The organism is Qipengyuania sp. Mu-71, from assembly GCF_036867055.1.
In the GTDB taxonomy this organism is placed as follows: domain Bacteria; phylum Pseudomonadota; class Alphaproteobacteria; order Sphingomonadales; family Sphingomonadaceae; genus Qipengyuania; species Qipengyuania profunda.
In genome coordinates this window covers 394855-411804 of record NZ_JBAJHR010000002.1, presented here as the reverse complement: position 1 = coordinate 411804, position 16950 = coordinate 394855, and the positions used below count along the sequence as shown (strand labels likewise).

General features: G+C 64.6%; 16 protein-coding genes. 5 read left to right on the top strand and 11 right to left on the bottom strand.

Annotated features, from left to right (window positions below; all coding sequences use genetic code 11):
- Nucleotides 1-81 precede the first annotated feature (81 nt).
- On the bottom strand, nt 82-879 hold the full coding sequence (locus tag V6B15_RS13865) for a cold-shock protein (protein WP_334201668.1): 798 nt from the start codon (nt 877-879) through the stop codon (nt 82-84).
- Between the two features lie 245 nt (nt 880-1124).
- Here V6B15_RS13865 and V6B15_RS13860 point away from each other — a divergent pair, with 245 nt between their 5' ends.
- Together V6B15_RS13860 and V6B15_RS13855 are read left to right on the top strand one after the other, a co-directional pair.
- A complete protein-coding gene (locus tag V6B15_RS13860) occupies nt 1125-1937 on the top strand; it encodes a TerC family protein (protein WP_334201667.1) in 813 nt (270 codons plus the stop codon).
- Entirely contained in the window at nt 1937-2377 is a 441-nt protein-coding gene (locus V6B15_RS13855) for a TIGR01244 family sulfur transferase (protein ID WP_334201666.1), read from the top strand. The genes V6B15_RS13860 and V6B15_RS13855 overlap by 1 nt, the downstream gene beginning before the upstream one ends.
- On the opposite strand, the gene V6B15_RS13850 is transcribed toward V6B15_RS13855, so the two are convergent.
- Nucleotides 2378-3799, bottom strand: coding sequence for an amidohydrolase (locus V6B15_RS13850; RefSeq protein ID WP_334201665.1), 1422 nt, complete (start codon nt 3797-3799; stop codon nt 2378-2380).
- Nucleotides 3800-3860: 61 nt separating this feature from the next.
- Here V6B15_RS13850 and V6B15_RS13845 point away from each other — a divergent pair, with 61 nt between their 5' ends.
- Genes V6B15_RS13845 through V6B15_RS13835 form a run of 3 tightly spaced genes read left to right on the top strand, consistent with a single transcriptional unit; the run spans nt 3861 to nt 6820 of the window.
- On the top strand, nt 3861-4265 hold the full coding sequence (locus V6B15_RS13845) for a hypothetical protein (protein ID WP_253520633.1): 405 nt from the start codon (nt 3861-3863) through the stop codon (nt 4263-4265).
- A gap of 5 nt (nt 4266-4270) precedes the next feature.
- A complete protein-coding gene (locus V6B15_RS13840) occupies nt 4271-5209 on the top strand; it encodes a sterol desaturase family protein (protein WP_334201664.1) in 939 nt (312 codons plus the stop codon).
- A gap of 24 nt (nt 5210-5233) precedes the next feature.
- On the top strand, nt 5234-6820 hold the full coding sequence (locus V6B15_RS13835; RefSeq protein ID WP_334201663.1) for a GMC family oxidoreductase: 1587 nt from the start codon (nt 5234-5236) through the stop codon (nt 6818-6820).
- Nucleotides 6821-7049: 229 nt separating this feature from the next.
- Here V6B15_RS13835 and V6B15_RS13830 read toward each other — a convergent pair whose 3' ends face one another.
- The 9 genes from V6B15_RS13830 to pheS all read right to left on the bottom strand — a co-directional run bounded on the left by V6B15_RS13830 (nt 7050) and on the right by pheS (nt 16929).
- Nucleotides 7050-8387: an ammonium transporter gene (locus V6B15_RS13830; protein WP_253520640.1), complete on the bottom strand. Its 1338-nt coding sequence runs from the start codon at nt 8385-8387 to the stop codon at nt 7050-7052.
- 14 nt (nt 8388-8401) lie between these two features.
- Nucleotides 8402-8740 carry a P-II family nitrogen regulator gene (locus tag V6B15_RS13825; protein ID WP_253520642.1) on the bottom strand — a complete coding sequence of 113 codons (339 nt, stop codon included), beginning with the start codon at nt 8738-8740 and terminating at the stop codon, nt 8402-8404.
- A gap of 141 nt (nt 8741-8881) precedes the next feature.
- Nucleotides 8882-9583, bottom strand: a complete 702-nt coding sequence (locus V6B15_RS13820; protein ID WP_334201662.1) for an endonuclease/exonuclease/phosphatase family protein — start codon at nt 9581-9583, stop codon at nt 8882-8884.
- A 6-nt stretch (nt 9584-9589) separates the two neighbouring features.
- Complete coding sequence (locus tag V6B15_RS13815; protein ID WP_334201661.1) at nt 9590-10147, bottom strand: pyridoxamine 5'-phosphate oxidase family protein; 558 nt, start codon at nt 10145-10147, stop codon at nt 9590-9592.
- Complete coding sequence (locus V6B15_RS13810; RefSeq protein ID WP_334201660.1) at nt 10147-11019, bottom strand: alpha/beta fold hydrolase; 873 nt, start codon at nt 11017-11019, stop codon at nt 10147-10149. Before V6B15_RS13810 ends, V6B15_RS13815 begins: the two co-directional genes overlap by 1 nt.
- 37 nt (nt 11020-11056) lie before the next feature.
- Nucleotides 11057-12577 (bottom strand): peptide chain release factor 3, encoded by a 1521-nt coding sequence (locus V6B15_RS13805; protein WP_334201659.1) that lies wholly within the window; start codon nt 12575-12577, stop codon nt 11057-11059.
- Between the two features lie 97 nt (nt 12578-12674).
- Nucleotides 12675-13427: an SDR family NAD(P)-dependent oxidoreductase gene (locus V6B15_RS13800; protein ID WP_334201658.1), complete on the bottom strand. Its 753-nt coding sequence runs from the start codon at nt 13425-13427 to the stop codon at nt 12675-12677.
- A complete protein-coding gene (gene pheT, locus V6B15_RS13795; RefSeq protein ID WP_334201657.1) occupies nt 13424-15814 on the bottom strand; it encodes a phenylalanine--tRNA ligase subunit beta in 2391 nt (796 codons plus the stop codon). Before pheT ends, V6B15_RS13800 begins: the two co-directional genes overlap by 4 nt.
- Nucleotides 15811-16929 carry a phenylalanine--tRNA ligase subunit alpha gene (gene pheS, locus V6B15_RS13790; protein ID WP_334201656.1) on the bottom strand — a complete coding sequence of 373 codons (1119 nt, stop codon included), beginning with the start codon at nt 16927-16929 and terminating at the stop codon, nt 15811-15813. Before pheS ends, pheT begins: the two co-directional genes overlap by 4 nt.
- Between the last annotated feature and the right edge of the window lie 21 nt (nt 16930-16950).

Genomic DNA, 16950 nt, shown 5'->3' with positions numbered 1-16950 from the left:
CTGAGGAACCGCCATCTGCGTGTGTGCCAGCGATCTATTGCGTCTCGCGTCCCGGGTCAAACCGGATCGCGGGGCGCGGCCTCACTCCTGAACGGGAACGAGGTTGACCGCCGAATATTTGCCGCGTCGGTCGACTTCGAGGTCGAATTCGAAGCGTTCGCCCTCGTTGATGCCGGCGAGACCGGACCGCTCAACCGCGCTGATATGCACGAAAGCGTCGGGCTGGCCGTCATCGCGGGTAAGGAAGCCGAAGCCCTTCATGGAATTGAAGAACTTGACCGTGCCGGTGGCCTTTTCGCCGGTCAGCTCGCGGCGCGGAGCACCGCCCGCATCGCCGCCGGGAGCACCGCCACCCGACTTCACGGGGATCACGTCGCCCACGACCTGGAGGTCCTGAGCCGAAACCTTGCCGCCACGATCGATGAGATTGAATTCGAGTTCCTGGCCTTCGGCGAGACCTTCGAGGCCGGCACGTTCGACCGCGCTGATGTGCACGAACACATCTTCGCCGCCGCCATCCTGCTGGATGAAGCCGAAGCCCTTCTGGCCGTTGAAGAACTTTACGGTACCCTTGCCGGTACCCACGACCTGGGCGGGCATGCGGTTAAAACCGCCGCCACCGCCACCAGCGCCGCCACCGCCGCCGCCGCGCGGGCCGCCGCCGAAGCCGCCGCCTCCACCGCCGCCGCGATTACCGCCGCCAAAGCCGCCACGGTCACCGCCGCCGCCGCCGCCAAACCGGTCGCCGCCGCGATCGTTGCGGAACGCATCATGCGGAGCGAAATCCGCCGGAGGGCCGCCGCCGAAGCTGTCGAAACCCTCTTCCCCGAAACCGTCGCGCTTGTCCTTCCCGCGGCGGCGCCCTTTGTCGTAACCCATAACTCGAACAATACCTTGTCGTGCAGTCCGCAATCAGAAGTCACCGGGACGGAGAACTGCATCCTGTTCCGGCGCGGACGGGCACAAAACCCACCCTCAGGCAATCATCATAGCGTGAAAGATAGCTGCGCGCGAATGATTTAGCCTCAGTGGCCAGCAAAGCGCCGAATTGTGACATTTTCGCAAAGCGTATGGGACATCGATCGTGTCTTGAATGCGTCCGCCTGCTGCGGCAGGGAGTTTCCATGGAATTCATCGCCCTGCTCTCGGATCCCGCCGCCTGGCTGGCCCTGCTCACCCTGATCGCGCTCGAAGTCGTGCTCGGCGTCGACAACCTGATTTTCATCGCGATCCTGTCGAACAAATTGCCCGAACACCAGCAGCAGCGGGCCCGGCGAATCGGGCTGGCGCTGGCGCTGATCATGCGGATCGGACTGCTGATGCTGATCGGCTGGCTGGTCACGCTGCAGACGCCGATCTTCGATCTGGGGCTGGTCGGCACGCCCAATGCCTATGGCGAGCCGAGCTTCGAGACCGCCTTCTCGGGACGCGACATGATCCTGCTCGTCGGCGGGCTATTCCTGCTGTGGAAGGCGACCAAGGAAATCCACCACCTGATGGAGCCCGAAGACGATTCGGGCGATTTGCTCGACAAGACCCCGGGCACCGCCGATGCGGTCAAGGCGACCTTCGGCGCGGTGATCGCCCAGATCGTCGCCATCGATATCGTCTTCTCGGTCGATTCGATCCTCACCGCGGTCGGCATGACCGACCATATCCCGATCATGGTCACGGCGGTGGTGATCACCGTGGGCATCATGATGATTGCGGCCGATCCGCTGGCCCGATTCATCGAGAAGAACCCGACGCTGGTGATGCTCGCACTCGCCTTCCTCGTGATGATCGGCCTGGTGCTGATCGCCGATGGCTTCGGCTTCCACGTGCCCAAGGGTTACATCTACGCCGCGATGGGCTTCTCCATCGGGGTCGAACTGCTCAACATGACCCAGCGCAAGCGCCGGGTTACCGAACCTGCTGGCGCGAAGGACAACGGATAATGAGCGAGTTTCGCAAGCTGTCCGACAGCTTCTACGCCAGCCCGCAGGTGACGCCGCAGGAAATCTCCGAAGCCGCGGCGATGGGCATCGCGCTGGTGGTCAATAATCGCCCCGATGACGAAGCGCCCGGCCAGCCCGCGAGCGCGGACATCGAAGCCGCGACGCGCGCGGCGGGTATGGATTACCTCGCTATCCCCGTGGGAAGTTCAGGTTTCAGCGAACCGCAGGTCGAGAAACTACAGGACGCGCTCGCCGCGGCGCAGGGTCCGGTGCTCGGTTTCTGCCGCTCGGGCACGCGTTCGACGCTGCTGTGGGCGCTGGCACAAGCCCGCAGCGGCGAGGATCCCGAGACCATCGGCGCAGCAGCCGCCGCCGCCGGCTACGACGTCGCCCCGGTACGCCCGGCGATGGATATGTTCGCCGCCCGCGCGCGTGGTTGATCAGCGGCGATAGTCGAGCGGCGGAGCGCGATCGCCGAGCAGCGATTCGTAGACGTAGTCCTCGCCCCGTGCGGCGATAAACTCTGCCTTGGCCTCCTCGCGCAACTGCGGGTTGGTATAGAGTTCCACGGCGGCCAGTATCATTGCCTTGGCAGCGTGCTGCGTGCCCTTGGTGCCGTAGCTGTGCCCGCTCGCGGCGACCGCCTGCCAGCTATGCGCGGCAGTCCCCGGCACCCAGGTAGCGGCGCGCACGCTGACCGTCGGGACCGCGCGGCTGACATCGCCGACATCGGTCGAGCCATAGCCGGTCAGGACGGCGTATTCCTCCACTTCGCGTGACTGCGCCTGATCGGGTGCATCGTCGCCAAAGCTTTCGCGGATCGTCTCGGCCCAGGCCAGTTCCGCCGCCGTGTACTCGATCGGCTCAAGCTGGCGCAGCTTGGCATCCATCATCCTCTGCAGCGATTCGAGCGGCAGCGTGGGATTGTTGCCGTGGACGATTTCCCAGTCGACCTCGGTCCCCGTCCCCATCGCCGCGCCCCGGGCCGCGGCTTCGAGACGCGGCCACAGCGCCCGGACCTCGTCCGCATCCGAATGGCGGACGTAATAGAAGACCTCGGCGAAGTCGGGGACGACATTGGGCGCCGAGCCGCCGCTGGTGATGACGTAATGGATGCGCGTATCCATCGTGGTGTGTTCGCGCATCATGTTGACCATCATGTTCATCGCTTCGACCCCGTCGAGTGCGCTGCGCCCGCGCTCGGGCGCCCCCGCCGCATGCGCCGAGACCCCGCGAAACCGGAACTTGCCCGAGCGATTGGCGAGGCTCATCCGCGAAGCAGCGGAATTGCGATCCGCCGGATGCCAATCGATCACGAAATCGGCATCGTCGAACAGGCCCGCCCGCGCCATATAGACCTTCCCCGAGCCGCCTTCTTCGGCCGGCGTGCCATAGAGCCGCACCCGGCCGGGGGTGCCGGTCGCTTCAAGCCAGTTACGGATCGCGATCGCCGCGCTGAGCGAACCCGCGCCGAACAGATTGTGCCCGCAAGCGTGCCCCGCATGCTTGTCTTCGACCAGCTCGCGCGTCGGTGCAGCCGACTGGGTGATGCCCGGAAGCGCATCGAATTCGGCGAGCAGGCCGATCACCGGCCCGCCTGTCCCCCATTCGGCCACGAAGGCGGTGGGGATACCGGCCACGCCCGAACGGATGGCAAAGCCCTCGCGCTGCAATTCATCGACCAGCAGACCGCTCGATTGCGTCTCGAGATAGCCGAGTTCGGCGAACTGCCAGATCTGCTGCGCGACACGCTGCGTCCGGTCCTTCTGCGCTTCGACCTGTGCGATCGGATTGGCGTCCTGCGCGTCGGCGGGCGCGGCAAGCAGTGCGGCTCCGGCGGCGAGAATGGCTAGCGATTTCATGTGCGTCTCCCTGTTGCAGCCTGCTTGCCGCAAAGCGGCTCCCGTGCCAATCGCCTTGCGCATGGATGTTCCGCCCGCCCTGCTCCAATTTCTCGGATCACTCGTCGCCATCCTTGCGCTGGCCGGACTGGCCTATTGGCTCAAGCTCGGTCCCGCGCCGCGATTGACCGACGAAGCCGCCGCGCGCCGCGCTGCGGACGATGCAGTCAGCGGATACGAGCCGGTCGCGATCGGGCTGGATCGTGACGGTCGAGCAGCCGTGATGCGCGATGCTGCGGGCCGTATCCTCCTGCTCCGCCCGCATGGTGTGCATTTTGCCGGACGCATCCTCACGGCCGCAGCGCGGGTGCATCGCACCGACACGGAACTGGTGATCGACACGGCCGAGAAGCGCTATGGTTCGGTGCGGCTCGTGCTCGACGATCCGGCGGCTTGGGTTCGCGCGATAGAGGCGATACAAAGGTAACTGCCATGCCCGATTTCTCGCCCACCGAATATGCCGTGCCCGGCTTCGTCGCGCTGGTCCTAATCGAGATGGTCTGGGCCTGGCGCAAGCGCCCCGACGCGTATGAACCCAAGGATACGCTCACCAGTCTCGTCTTCGGCCTGGGCTCCACTGTTTCGGGGTTGCTGTTCGGCGGGTTCTTCTTCGCGCTGTTCCTGTGGCTATGGGAATTCCGCCTGTTCGATGTACCCTGGACATGGTGGGCCTTCGCGCTGTGTTTCGTGCTCGACGACCTGAAGTACTACTGGGTTCACCGTTTCGGTCACCGGGTGCGCTGGTTCTGGGCGAGCCATGTGAACCACCATTCGAGCCAGCACTACAACCTGTCCACCGCGCTGCGGCAGACCTGGACCGGTTTCCTGACGCTGAGTTTCGTCTTCGCGCTGCCGCTGGTCCTGCTCGGCTTTCACCCGGGGATGATCGCGATCTGCGGCGGGTTCAACCTGATCTACCAGTTCTGGATCCATACCGAAGCGATCGACCGGATGCCGCGCTGGTTCGAGGCGGTTATGAACACGCCCAGCCATCACCGCGTCCACCACGCCACCAACCCGCGTTATCTCGACCGCAATTATGCCGGGGTCTTTATCGTGTGGGACAAGCTGTTCGGCACCTTCGAACCCGAGGTCAGGGAGGAGAAGATCCGTTATGGCATCGTCAAGCAGCTGGGCAGCTTCAACCTGCTGTGGTCGGTGTTCCACGAGTGGGTCGGCATCGCGCAGGACATGTGGCGCGCGCCGTGGAAGCACAAACTGTCCTACCTCCTGCGCGAACCCGGCTGGACGCATGACGGGAGCCGCGAGACCTCCGACCAGATCCGCAGCCGCTGGATCGAAAGGGCCGGTGGGGGAGAAAAATCGGTTTCATCTGAAAACCGGATTGCGGGCGAGGCCGAGGCTGCCTAACCTCTCGATTCGAGAGGAGATATCATGGACGAATTCGATGTCATCGTAATCGGTGGCGGCAGCGCGGGGAGCGCTGTTTCCGGGCGGCTGGCCGAGGCGGGGAAAAGCGTTTGCCTGCTGGAGGCCGGCCCGCGCAACGACACTGTGCTGATCAAGACACCCGGGCTCATGCCCTTCCTGCGCGCAGGTTCGAACTATCGCTTCGAGACCGTCCCGCAAAAGGGGCTGAACGGAAGGACCGGTTACCAGCCGCGCGGACGCGGCCTGGGCGGGTCTTCGGCGATCAATGCCATGATCTATATTCGCGGCAATCACTGGGATTACGACCAGTGGGCCGAGCTGGGCTGCACCGGCTGGAGCCACGACGATGTGCTGCCCTATTTCAAGCGCGCCGAACACAATGTGCGCGGCGCCGACGACCATCACGGGGCTTCGGGTCCGCTGTGGGTGTCGGACCAGAAATGGCCCAACCCGGGCAGTGTCGCCTTCGTCGAGGCCGCCGCGCAGCTGCAATTGCCGCGCAATGCCGACTTCAACGGCGCGCAGCAGGAGGGCTTCGGGCTTTACCAGGTAACGCAGAAGGACGGCGAACGCTGGTCCGCGGCGCGCGCCTATGTCGAACCCAAGCGCGGGTCGAAGAATCTCGACGTGCGGATCGGCGTCAGCGTCCAGCGGCTCGACATCACCGACGGCCGGGTGACCGGCGTGACCTATACCGTCGGCGATCAGGAACGCAGCATCAAGGCGCGCGGCGCGGTGGTGCTGTCGGCGGGCGCATTCAACTCGCCGCAGATCCTGATGCTGTCGGGCATCGGCCCTGCCGCGCATCTCAAGGAGCATGGGATCGACGTCGCGGTCGACCGGCCCGCGGTGGGTAGCGATCTGCAGGACCATATCGATTATGTGTCGAGCTGGCAGACCGAGAGCAAGGATCTGGTCGGCGATAGCCTCGCCGGGACCGTCCGGATGGTCAAGGCGATCATCGAGCACCGCCGCAAGCGCACCGGGATCATGACCACTCCCTATGCCGAGGCGGGCGGGTTCTGGACCGTCATGCCCGACGCGCCCGCGCCCGATATCCAGTGGCACTTTGTCCCGGCAATGCTCGAGGATCACGGCCGGACCAAGGTGAAGGGGCACGGGTTCTCGCTTCACGCCTGCGTGCTGCGGCCCGAAAGCCGGGGCACGGTGCGGCTCGACGGGCGCGATGCGCGGCTCGCCCCGCGGATCGATCCCAATTTCCTCGACGACGAGCGCGATATCGCGACCTTGCGCGAAGGCGTGCGCCTGTCGCACCGCATCGTATCCTCGCCGAGCCTGGCGAAATACGACCCGAAGGATCGTTACCCGATCGATCTGGACGACGACGCCCAGCTCGATGCGCTGATCCGCAACCGCGCCGACACCGTCTATCACCCGGTCGGCACCTGCCGCATGGGCGGGGACAAGGATGCGGTGGTCGATCCGACGCTCAAGGCGAACGGGATCGAAGGACTCTATGTCGCCGATGCCAGCGTCATGCCGCGGCTGGTCTCAGGCAACACCAATGCGCCGAGCATCATGATCGGCGAACGCTGCGCCGATTTCGTCAAGGATGCGCTCGCGGCCTAAGAGCATTGTCGCAGACAGAAAAGCGGGTCGGGGATTGTCTCCCCGGCCCGCTTTTTTCGTGCCTATCCCGCGCCCGCCGCAGCAAAAACATCACAGTGCGCATCGCGCATAAAAAAGGGGCCGGAGAGGTAATCTCCGGCCCAATACAGTCGGTGTTCGCAGGAGGAACATGGGTAGGCGGGGGCGCCCGAGGAGAGGAGAGAGAACGGCGCCCCCGCCGAACTGGTAATCAGTTGGCCCGGGCAAATTCCGGATAGGCTTCGATCCCGGTTTCGCCGAGGTCGAGACCTGCCATCTCTTCTTCTTCGCTGGGACGCACGCCGATCGTCGACTTGAGTGCGAACCAGACGATGCCCGAGGTCACGCAGACGAACACGCCGGTCGCAACCACACCCGTCAGCTGCGCCACGAAGGGCACGCCGGTGTTGGTCAGCGGCACGGCGAGCGTGCCCCAGATACCGGCCACGAGGTGGACCGGGATTGCGCCGACGACATCGTCGATCTTCAGCTTGTCGAGCAGCGGGACGAAGATCACGGGCAGTGCGCCGCCGATCCCGCCGATGATGATCGCCATGCCGACATTGGGCGTGAGCGGTTCGGCGGTGATGGCAACGAGGCCGGCCAGTGCGCCGTTGAGCGCCATGGTGGTATCCGCCTTGCCGTAGCGCAGCTGCGTCAGGATGATCGCCACGACCACACCGGCCGCAGCGGCCATGTTGGTGTTGACGAAGATCTTCGACACGTCGGAGACATCGCCGATGGTGCCCATGGCAAGCTGCGAAGCGCCGTTGAAGCCGAACCAGCCGAGCCACAGGATGAAGGTCCCCAGCGTCGCGAGCGGAATGCTCGAACCCGGGAAGACCGTCACGCCCTTGTCGGTATAGCGGCCCAGACGCGGCCCGATGATCAGCGCACCCATCAGAGCGGCCCAGCCACCGGTCGAGTGGACCAGCGTCGAACCGGCAAAGTCCGAGAAGCCCATCGCATCGAGCCAGCCGGCGCCCCATTCCCAGCTGACGATGACCGGATAGATGAAGCCGGTCAGCAGCGTGACGAAGATGAAGAACGGCACGATCTTGATCCGCTCGGCCACGGTGCCCGAAACGATCGAGGCGGTGGTGGCGCAGAAGACCATCTGGAAGAACCAGTCGGACGCGATCGAATAGCCGGTGTCGGTATCGGCTTCACCCACGCCCTGCATCCAATAGGGGAAATCGGCAATTCCGAAAAAGCCCCCTTCGAAGCCGGGATAGGCGATCGAATAGCCGATCACCCAGAACATGAGCCCCGCGATCGAATAAAGACCGATGTTCTTGAGGCATTGCACCGAAACGTTCTTGGAACGCACGAGGCCGGCTTCGAGCATGGCGAAGCCGGCGGCCATCCACATGACGAGGAAGCCCCCGATCAGGAACAGCAGCGTGTTGAAGATGTAAGCGGTGCCGCCGGAGACCGCCCCGGCGGCTTCGAGCGCCTCGGCGCTGACGGCGTCCTGCGCGAAGGCAGGTTCGGAAAGAAGCAACCCGGCCACGGCCAGGGGTGCTGCATGGAGAAATTTTCTGGTCATTTGCGGAAGCCCCCTCAAAGCGCGGTGTCGCCGGTCTCACCGGTGCGAATGCGCGTCGCGCTGGCAAGGTCGAACACGAAGATCTTGCCGTCGCCGATTGCCTCGGTGCTGGCGGTTTGCTGGATCGTCTCGACCACCTGATCGGCGAGGTCGTCGGCAGCGGCGATCTCGAGCTTCACCTTGGGCAGCATGTTGGTCGAGTATTCGGCGCCGCGGTAGATTTCGGTCTGGCCTTTCTGGCGGCCGAAACCCTTGACTTCGGTAACGGTCATTCCCGCCACTCCAATGCCGCCAAGTGCTTCGCGCACTTCGTCGAGCTTGAATGGCTTGATGACTGCGATGATGAATTTCACGCCTTCACCCCCTGTGTGATCCACCGGCCAAGCACCGGCGGGTCACAGTCAGCAATGTGCGTGCCAAACGCGATTACGGTAAGAAACAGGTGCAACCGCCGGCGTCGCGCGTCGATTATTGCCCACAGATTAGGCGTGTGCCTATTTTTTGATCAGGTCGAGCGTAGCCATGATGGGTAAATGATCCGAAGCCACCGCCGACAGGCCGGTGTGGTGGACCTCGGCACCGACGAGGCTCCAGTGCCTGCTCGCCACGATGCGGTCGAGCGTGGCCACCGGCTGGCGGCTGGGGTAGCTGCGACCGGGGGTGATGATGCGCCAGCCATCGGTGAATTCGCGCATGGCCCCCGTGCTGCGGCCCCATTGGTTGAAATCGCCCATGATGACGGTGGGCAGGTCGCCAGCGCATTCATCGACAAAGGTCAGCAGCGAACGGATCTGGTCGCGGCGGCGCAGGCCGGACAGATCGAGATGCGTGCCGATGACGCGCAGGCGCTTGCCCTCGATCATGATTTCGCCGCAAGCCGCGCCGCGCGGCTCGAGCGTGGGCAGGTCGAGCGCCTCGCCCGAGACAACCTCCAGATCGCGCCGCACCAGCAGGGCATTGCCATGCCAGCCGATGCTGCGCGGGCGCTTGGCCACCTCGATCACCCGCCAGCGCGTGTCGTCGATCTCGGCGCGCGGGAGCACGCTTGCGCGTTCGCCGATGCGCCGGTCGGCTTCCTGCAGCGCAATGATGTCCGCATCGATCTCGTTCAGAACCGACAGGATGCGCTCGGGATCGCGCTTGCGATCGAGCCCGACGGCCTTGTGGATGTTGTAGCTGGCGAAGGTAAGCTGCACGCGGGGCTACTCACCCTTGAAATAGCGGTCGGTCGGCCGGGTCGGAAGACCATCGATACTGATGGTGCGGCCCTGCGTCTTGGCAACCCACTCATCGGGATCGGCCTGGCCATGCGCTTTCTTGAGCGTGTGCCGTTCCTCGCGATATTCCATGAAGGGCACACCCCAGCCGCAGCTGGTCTGCACACTCTCGACCGCGATGTCGAATATCTGCCGCGTGCCGGGCAGCAGATCGAATTGACCGGCCAATGCGTCCCAGTCCGCATCCTGCGGCAGGACCGGCCGGCCGCGGCCATAGATCCGCAGGATCAGCGCGGGCCGGTCGAAATTGCAGAACATCACCGTGATGCGCCCGTCGGCCGCGAGATGGGCGTGCGTCTCGTTGCCCGACCCGCCAAGGTCGAGATAGGCGACCCTGCTTGGCGATAGCACGCGAAACGCGTCATAACCCTTGGGGCTGAGATTGATGCGCGCATCGTCGGCGGCAGTGGCGACGAAAAAGACCGGCTGCCTGCCGATCATGGCCATGTGCTTGTCATCCAGCCGATCGAAGAATTCGGCCACTAAAGAAAGTCCCTCAGCGTCGCCATGAAGCGGTCGATCTGATCGTGATGGAGCCAGTGGCCCGCATTCTCGAACTCGATCACTTGCGCATTGGCGAAATGGTCGAGCCGGCCGTCGCCCTCGGGATTGGAAGCCCAGCTGTCGGCGCCATACAGCAGCAAGGTCGGCGCGCTGATCGCGGCCCATGTCTGGAAAAGGAATTCATCGGCCACATCCTCGACCGCCCAGACGTTGAGATGCGGGTCGAACTTCCAGCTGTAGGTGCCGTCTTCGTTGCGATTGACCCCGTGGACCGTCAGGTGACGCGCCTGTTCCTCGGTGAGGTAGCTGTTCTCCTCGATCATGCGCGCGAACGCGGCTTCGATGCTGTCGTATTTGCGCGGGCTGCGGCCCGAAGCGGCGCGTTTCTTGCCGATCCATTCGTTGAGGCGCTGCGGATAGGGATCGGCGCGCATTTCGGCCTGCCGCTTGGGGCTTGGCCCCAGCCCTTCGATCGCGACGATCTTGGTGACCATCTCGGGGAAGGTCCCGGCATAGCGCAGCGAGACATTGCCCCCCATCGAATGGCTGACGATGGTCACCGGGCCGACACCCAATTGGTGGATCAGCTGCGCAAGGTCGTAGACCATATCGTTCGACGAGTAATTGCCATCGCTGACCCAGTCGGAATCGCCGTGCCCGCGGTGATCGAGCGCGACCACGTGCCAGTCGTCGCGCAATTGCTCGGCCACCCAGTCCCAGCTGCGCGCATGGTCGCGTCCGCCATGCACCAGCACCAGCGGCGGTTTCCCGCGATTGCCCCAGTCGAGATAATGCAGGCGCAGGCGCTGCGAGATGAAGGTCTGCGAGGTCGGTCCGGCATGTAGCGTCATGCGGTTTCCATGCCGCGTCCCCGCCGTGCCCGCAAGCCTACCGCTCCTTCGTCGCCGAGAAGATGAGGTCGGGGTTCTTTTCCTGCTGGTAGTTCACATCCCACGGGCTCTTGGCCATGAACACCAGATCGCCATCGCGATCCTTGGCCAGCGTCGACAGGTTGAATTTCTCGAACTCTGCCAGCGCCTTCGCATCCCCCCTGACCCAGCGCGCAGTGGCAAAGGGCGACGCTTCGAGTTTGGCTTCGACCTTATATTCGGCCGACAGGCGGCTGATCAGCACTTCGAGTTGGAGCTGACCGACGACGCCTATGATCCACTGTCCGCCCAACTCGGGATAGAACACCTGGATCACGCCCTCTTCGGACAGATCGTCGAGCGCTTTGCGCAATTGCTTGGTCTTGGTCGGATCGACCAGCGCGACACGGCGCAGGATTTCGGGTGCGAAATTGGGCAGGCCGGTAAAACGGATCACGTTCTTTTCGGACAGCGTATCGCCCACCCGCAGCGTACCGTGGTTGGGAATGCCGATGATATCGCCCGGTTCTGCGGTATCGGCCACCTCGCGGTCCTGCGCGAAGAACAGGATCGGCGAATGGATCGCCACCGGTTTGCCCAGCCCGCTCGGCGTCAGCTTCATGCCGCGTTTGAAGGTGCCCGAGACCTGCCGCATGAAGGCGATCCGGTCACGGTGGTTGGGGTCCATGTTCGCCTGGACCTTGAAGATGAAGCCGGTGACCTCGTCGCGGGTCGGCGGGATCTGCTCTTCCCCCGCAGGCTGCGGACGCGGCGGCGGGGCGTATTGTGCAATCGCCTCGATCAGCTCGGTGACGCCGAAGTTTTTCAGTGCTGAGCCGAAATAGACCGGCGTGAGATCGCCGCTGCGATAGGCCTCGAGATCGAACTCGGGATAGCCGATCTGCGCCAGCTCGATGTTCTCGGCGAAGCGTTCGGGGATTTCCGCATCGCAATCGCGCTTGCCGAGGAATTCCTTGCTGGGTCCCTCGGGCCGCGCAACGCAGCCGCTGGCGAAATCGAGCACGCCTTCGAACTCGCCGCCCATGCCGACCGGATAGGCCTGCGGGCTGACATCGAGCGCGAGCATGTCGGCGATCTCGTCGAGCAATTCGAATACGGGGCGGCCCTCGCGGTCGACCTTGTTGACGAAGGTGATGATCGGCACGCTGCGCAGGCGGCAGACCTCGAACAGCTTGCGCGTTTGCGGCTCGATGCCTTTGGCGGCGTCGATCACCATGATGGCGCTGTCGACCGCGGTCAGCGTGCGGTAGGTGTCTTCGGAGAAGTCCTCGTGCCCCGGCGTGTCGAGCAGGTTGAAGGTGATGCCTTCGCGTTCGAAGGTCATGACCGAGCTGGTCACCGAGATGCCGCGCTGCTGTTCGATCTTCATCCAGTCAGACCGCGCGCGCCGCGCCTGCCCGCGCGCCTTGACCTCGCCCGCGAGATGGATCGCGCCGCCGGTCAGCAGCAGCTTTTCGGTGAGCGTGGTCTTGCCCGCGTCGGGGTGCGAAATGATCGCGAAGGTACGGCGGTTCGACATTTCAACTTTCCTCGTCATTCCCGCGCAGGCGGGAATCCAGATAACATATCAACGGGCGGAAAGGTCGGCTGGACCCCCGCCGTCGCGGGGATGACGGTCAGTGGTGCTCTCTCGCCACCCGAAAGCCGGCGAAATCTTGGTTCACCGGCATCGGTTCGAGCCGGTTAATGTTGAGATGCGGGGGCAGTTCGGCGACCCATTTGATCATGTCGGCGATATCCTGCCCGGTCATCGGGTTCGCGCCGCGGTAGAGGTCGTCGCTGGCATCCTGGCTGCCGGTGCGCACCAACGTGAATTCGGTTTCGACCATCCCCGGTTCGATGCTCGTCACGCGTACGCCGGTACCATGCAGGTCGGCGCGCAGCGCGAGCGTGAAATGGTTCGCGAAGGCCTTGGAGCCTGCATAGACGTTACCGCCCGGATAGACATAATTGCCCGCCACAGAACCGATTGCAATGATCGCACCCTTGCGCTCGATCAGCGTTGGCAGGAGCTTGCGGGTAAGCACCACCATTGCCGTGACATTGGTGTCGATCATCGTCTGCCAGTCGTCCAGGCTGGCTTCCTGCGCGGGCGATAGGCCCCGCGCGAGACCGGCATTGTTGACCAGCAGGTCGATGCCAGCAAAACCATCCGGCAGCGCGGCAATAGCAGCGTCCATCGCATCGGCATCGCGCACATCGAAAACTGCGGGGTGGACCTTGTCCGCGCCCAACTCTTCGACAAGCGCATCGAGGCGTTCCTTGCGGCGACCGGTCGCAATACAGCGCCAGCCGCTTGCCACCAGTGTGCGGACGGTGGCCTCGCCAATGCCCGCCGTGGCGCCGGTCACGAAAGCTGTCCTGGTCATCCGCGTAGCTCCGCGCCCTGTTTGCCGGCCGCAGCAACGACCTTGTCGGCGATCGTCTTGATCTCGGCATCGGTGAAACTCTTGTCCCCCGGCTGCAGCACCACTTCGACCGCGACCGATTTCTTGCCTTCGGGCACGCCCTGGCCCGCGAACACGTCAAACACCCGCGCCTCGACGATGGCCTGCTTGTCCGCGCCCCTGACTGCGCGCACGAGGTCATTCGCGGGAAGGTCCGCGGGGACGAGGAAGGCGAAATCGCGCGTGACCGCCTGCAGCGCCGGCGGCGCAAAGGGAGGACGGGCAAAGCTGCCGCCGCCCTTTTTCGCGGGGATGGCGTGGAGGAAAATCTCGACCGCCATTACCGGACCATCGATATCGAAGGTCCTGAGCGTTTTGGGGTGCAGCGCGCCAAAGCGGGCGAGCACATTCTTGGGGCCGAGCCGCAAGGTACCCGACTGGCCGGGGTGGAACTGGTCACCCGCCTCGCCCATGACCATCAGATTATCGACTGGCGCGCCAGCGGCGGCGAGCAGTGCTTCCGCCTCGGCCTTGGCGTCGTACGCGTCGAACTGCGCGGCCTTGCCCTGCGCCCAGCCACGCGGCGTCTTGTCGCCCGCAAGCACCAGCCCCAGCGTCGGCTTCTCGTCGCTTGCGCCATCCTTGCCGCGGAAATACCGCCGCCCGAGCTCGAACAGCCGCGAGCCATCGGCGCCGCGATCGGCATTGCGCTTGGCAGCGCTCAGCAGACCGGGGATCAGCGAGGGGCGCATCGCCCTCATGTCTTCGCTGATCGGATTGTCGAGCACCCATAGCGCATTGCCCTCGGCAAAATGCTCGGCTTCGGCAGTGGGGAGGAAGGACCAGGTCACCGCTTCGTTGAGCCCGCGCCCAGCGGCAGCCCGGCGCAGCTTACGCTCAAGCTGCTGCTGCGGGGACGCGGTCGCCTTCGCTACGCCTTCGGCCCGCGGAAGCGCGACGCTGGCGACGTGATCGAGGCCGTGGATCCGGACCACTTCCTCGACCAGGTCGGCTGGCCCTTCGATATCGTGGCGGCGCGGCGGGCAGGCGACCTGCCAGTCGGCACCGACCGCAAAATCGAGCGCTTCGAGAATGCGGCGCTGTTCGTCTTCGCCGATTTGGACACCGCCCAGACGCGCGGTCAGGGCGGGATCGAATGCCACGAGGTTGGCTTCGGCAGGCGGCTCGCCCACACGCACCACCTCGGTCGGCTGGCCGCCGCAGGTCTGGACGATCAGGTCGGTCAGCAGCGCGAGACCATCATCGAGAAACGCCGGGTCGACGCCGCGCTCGAAGCGCGTACGTGCATCGGAGGCAAGTCCCAGCTTGCGCCCGGTCACGCCGATGCGCTCGGGATCGAAATAGGCGATCTCGAGCAGGACATCGCAAGTGTCGTCCGATGCGCCCGAATGCGCGCCGCCCATGATCCCGCCGATATCATGGACGCCGCTATCGTCGGCAATCACGGTCATCGTCTCGTCGAGTGTGTAGGTCTTCTCGTTCAACGCCTCGACGCTCTCACCAGTCGCAGCGCGGCGGGCGACCATCGCACCGGTCAGCTTGGTAAGGTCGTAGACATGCGCCGGGCGCCCGGTCGCGAACATCAGATAGTTGGTGCAATCGACCAGCGCGCTGATCGGCCGCTGGCCGGCCGCCTTGAGCCGGCGCTGCATCCAGTCAGGCGATGGACCGTTGCGAACGCCGCGGATCACCCGGGCGAAATAGGCCGGGACGCCTTCTGTGTCTTCGATCTTCACTTCGACCGGGCACGCGCCGTCACCCACGATGGTCAGCACATCGACCGGTTTGAACGTCCCCAGCCCCGCGGCGGCCAGATCGCGCGCAATGCCCAGCACGCCCATGCAATCGGGGCGGTCGGGCGTTATCGCGACGTTGAACACGGGCGACGCATCGCTGTATTCGGCAAAGCTGGTGCCGACCGCTGCATCCTCGGGCAGTTCGATAATGCCGTCATGCTCGTCGCCCAGTTCGAGCTCGCGCACCGAACACATCATGCCATTCGATTCGACCCCGCGGATCGCGCTCTTGCGCAGTTCCATGCCATTGGCCGGAACCACCGCGCCGGGCAGGCCCAGTACGCCCTTCATGCCCGCACGCGCATTGGGCGCGCCGCAGACGACCTGCAGCGGATCGCCCTCGCCCGTGTCGACGCTCAGCACCTGCAGCTTGTCGGCATCGGGATGCTTGGCGGCGGTTAGCACCTTGGCGACGCGGAACCCGGCGAGCCTTTCCGCCGGGTCCTCGATGCCTTCGACCTCGTGGCCGATCCGGTTGAGCGCGGCTGCGATTTGCGGCACCGAAGCATCGGTGTCGAGGAAGTGCTTGAGCCATTCGAGCGAGAACTTCATGCCTTCGCTCCTACGCCTGCGGAAAGGGTGGGCTGGTCGAACGGGCTGAAGCCGTAATGATCGAGCCAGCGTCCGTCGCCATCGAAGAAGGCCCGCAAATCGTCCATCCCGTATTTGAGCATGGCGAGGCGGTCGACGCCCACGCCGAAGGCGAAGCCCTGCCATTCGTCGGCGTCGAGCCCGGCGAACTCGAGCACGCGGCGATTGACCATGCCGCTGCCCAGCAGTTCCATCCAGCCATGCCCCGGCGCGTCACCGTCCCCGCCGAGCACGCGGCGGCCCTTCACATCCTGCCAGCCGACATCGACCTCGACCGACGGCTCGGTGAAGGGGAAATAGGACGGGCGCAGGCGCAGCACGATGTCGTCGCGTTCGAAGAAGGCCTTGAGAAAGGTCTCCAGCGTCCACTTGAGATGGCCCAGATGAATATCGCGATCGATCACCAGACCTTCGACCTGGTGGAACATCGGCGTGTGCGTCGCGTCGCTGTCGCTGCGATAGACGCGGCCCGGGGCGATGATCCGGATCGGCGCGCCCCCTGCATCCTTCGAAGCAACTTCGACCATCGAGCGGATCTGCACCGGCGAGGTATGCGTACGCAGCAGCATGCGGTGCCCGTCGCTATCGTGGTCGGGGAAATAGAAGGTGTCGTGCATCGCCCGCGCAGGATGCGTTTCGGCCATGTTGAGCGCGGTGAAATTGTGCCAGTCGTCCTCGATCTCGGGACCGGTAGCGACCGAGAAGCCGAGGTCGGCGAAGATTTCCGCCAGTTCGTCCATCACCTGGCTGACCGGATGGACCGAACCCGTGGGGGCAGCCGGTGCGGGCAATGTGAGGTCGAGACTTTCGGTGGCAAGGCGCGCTTCGAGCTCCGCATCCTCGAGCACCGCCTTGCGCGCGGCGATAGCATCGGCGGCCGCGGTGCGCAGGTCATTGAGCAAGGGCCCTTGCACCTGCCGGTCTTCGGGCGACATCTTGCCGAGCGTTTTCATCAAGCCCGAGATCGATCCCTGCTTGCCGAGGAATTCGATCCGCAGCGCTTCGAGCGCAGCCGCGTCGGGAGCATTTTCGATCCGCGTCAGCGCATCGGTCTTGAGTTGGTCGAGGTCGGTCATCATGTCTGCTTGGAATTGTCG

Excerpts from the sequence above, each read along its gene's own strand:
- V6B15_RS13830 (WP_253520640.1), bottom strand. The coding sequence starts at position 8,387 with ATGACCAGAAAATTTCTCCATGCAGCACCCCTGGCCGTGGCCGGGTTG.
- pheT (WP_334201657.1), bottom strand. The coding sequence starts at position 15,814 with ATGAAGTTCTCGCTCGAATGGCTCAAGCACTTCCTCGACACCGATGCT.
- pheS (WP_334201656.1), bottom strand. The coding sequence starts at position 16,929 with ATGACCGACCTCGACCAACTCAAGACCGATGCGCTGACGCGGATCGAA.
- V6B15_RS13860 (WP_334201667.1), top strand. The coding sequence starts at position 1,125 with ATGGAATTCATCGCCCTGCTCTCGGATCCCGCCGCCTGGCTGGCCCTG.
- V6B15_RS13835 (WP_334201663.1), top strand. The coding sequence starts at position 5,234 with ATGGACGAATTCGATGTCATCGTAATCGGTGGCGGCAGCGCGGGGAGC.
- V6B15_RS13855 (WP_334201666.1), top strand. The coding sequence starts at position 1,937 with ATGAGCGAGTTTCGCAAGCTGTCCGACAGCTTCTACGCCAGCCCGCAG.
- V6B15_RS13865 (WP_334201668.1), bottom strand. The coding sequence starts at position 879 with ATGGGTTACGACAAAGGGCGCCGCCGCGGGAAGGACAAGCGCGACGGT.
- V6B15_RS13810 (WP_334201660.1), bottom strand. The coding sequence starts at position 11,019 with ATGACGCTACATGCCGGACCGACCTCGCAGACCTTCATCTCGCAGCGC.
- V6B15_RS13800 (WP_334201658.1), bottom strand. The coding sequence starts at position 13,427 with ATGACCAGGACAGCTTTCGTGACCGGCGCCACGGCGGGCATTGGCGAG.
- V6B15_RS13850 (WP_334201665.1), bottom strand. The coding sequence starts at position 3,799 with ATGAAATCGCTAGCCATTCTCGCCGCCGGAGCCGCACTGCTTGCCGCG.
- V6B15_RS13805 (WP_334201659.1), bottom strand. The coding sequence starts at position 12,577 with ATGTCGAACCGCCGTACCTTCGCGATCATTTCGCACCCCGACGCGGGC.
- V6B15_RS13845 (WP_253520633.1), top strand. The coding sequence starts at position 3,861 with ATGGATGTTCCGCCCGCCCTGCTCCAATTTCTCGGATCACTCGTCGCC.
- V6B15_RS13840 (WP_334201664.1), top strand. The coding sequence starts at position 4,271 with ATGCCCGATTTCTCGCCCACCGAATATGCCGTGCCCGGCTTCGTCGCG.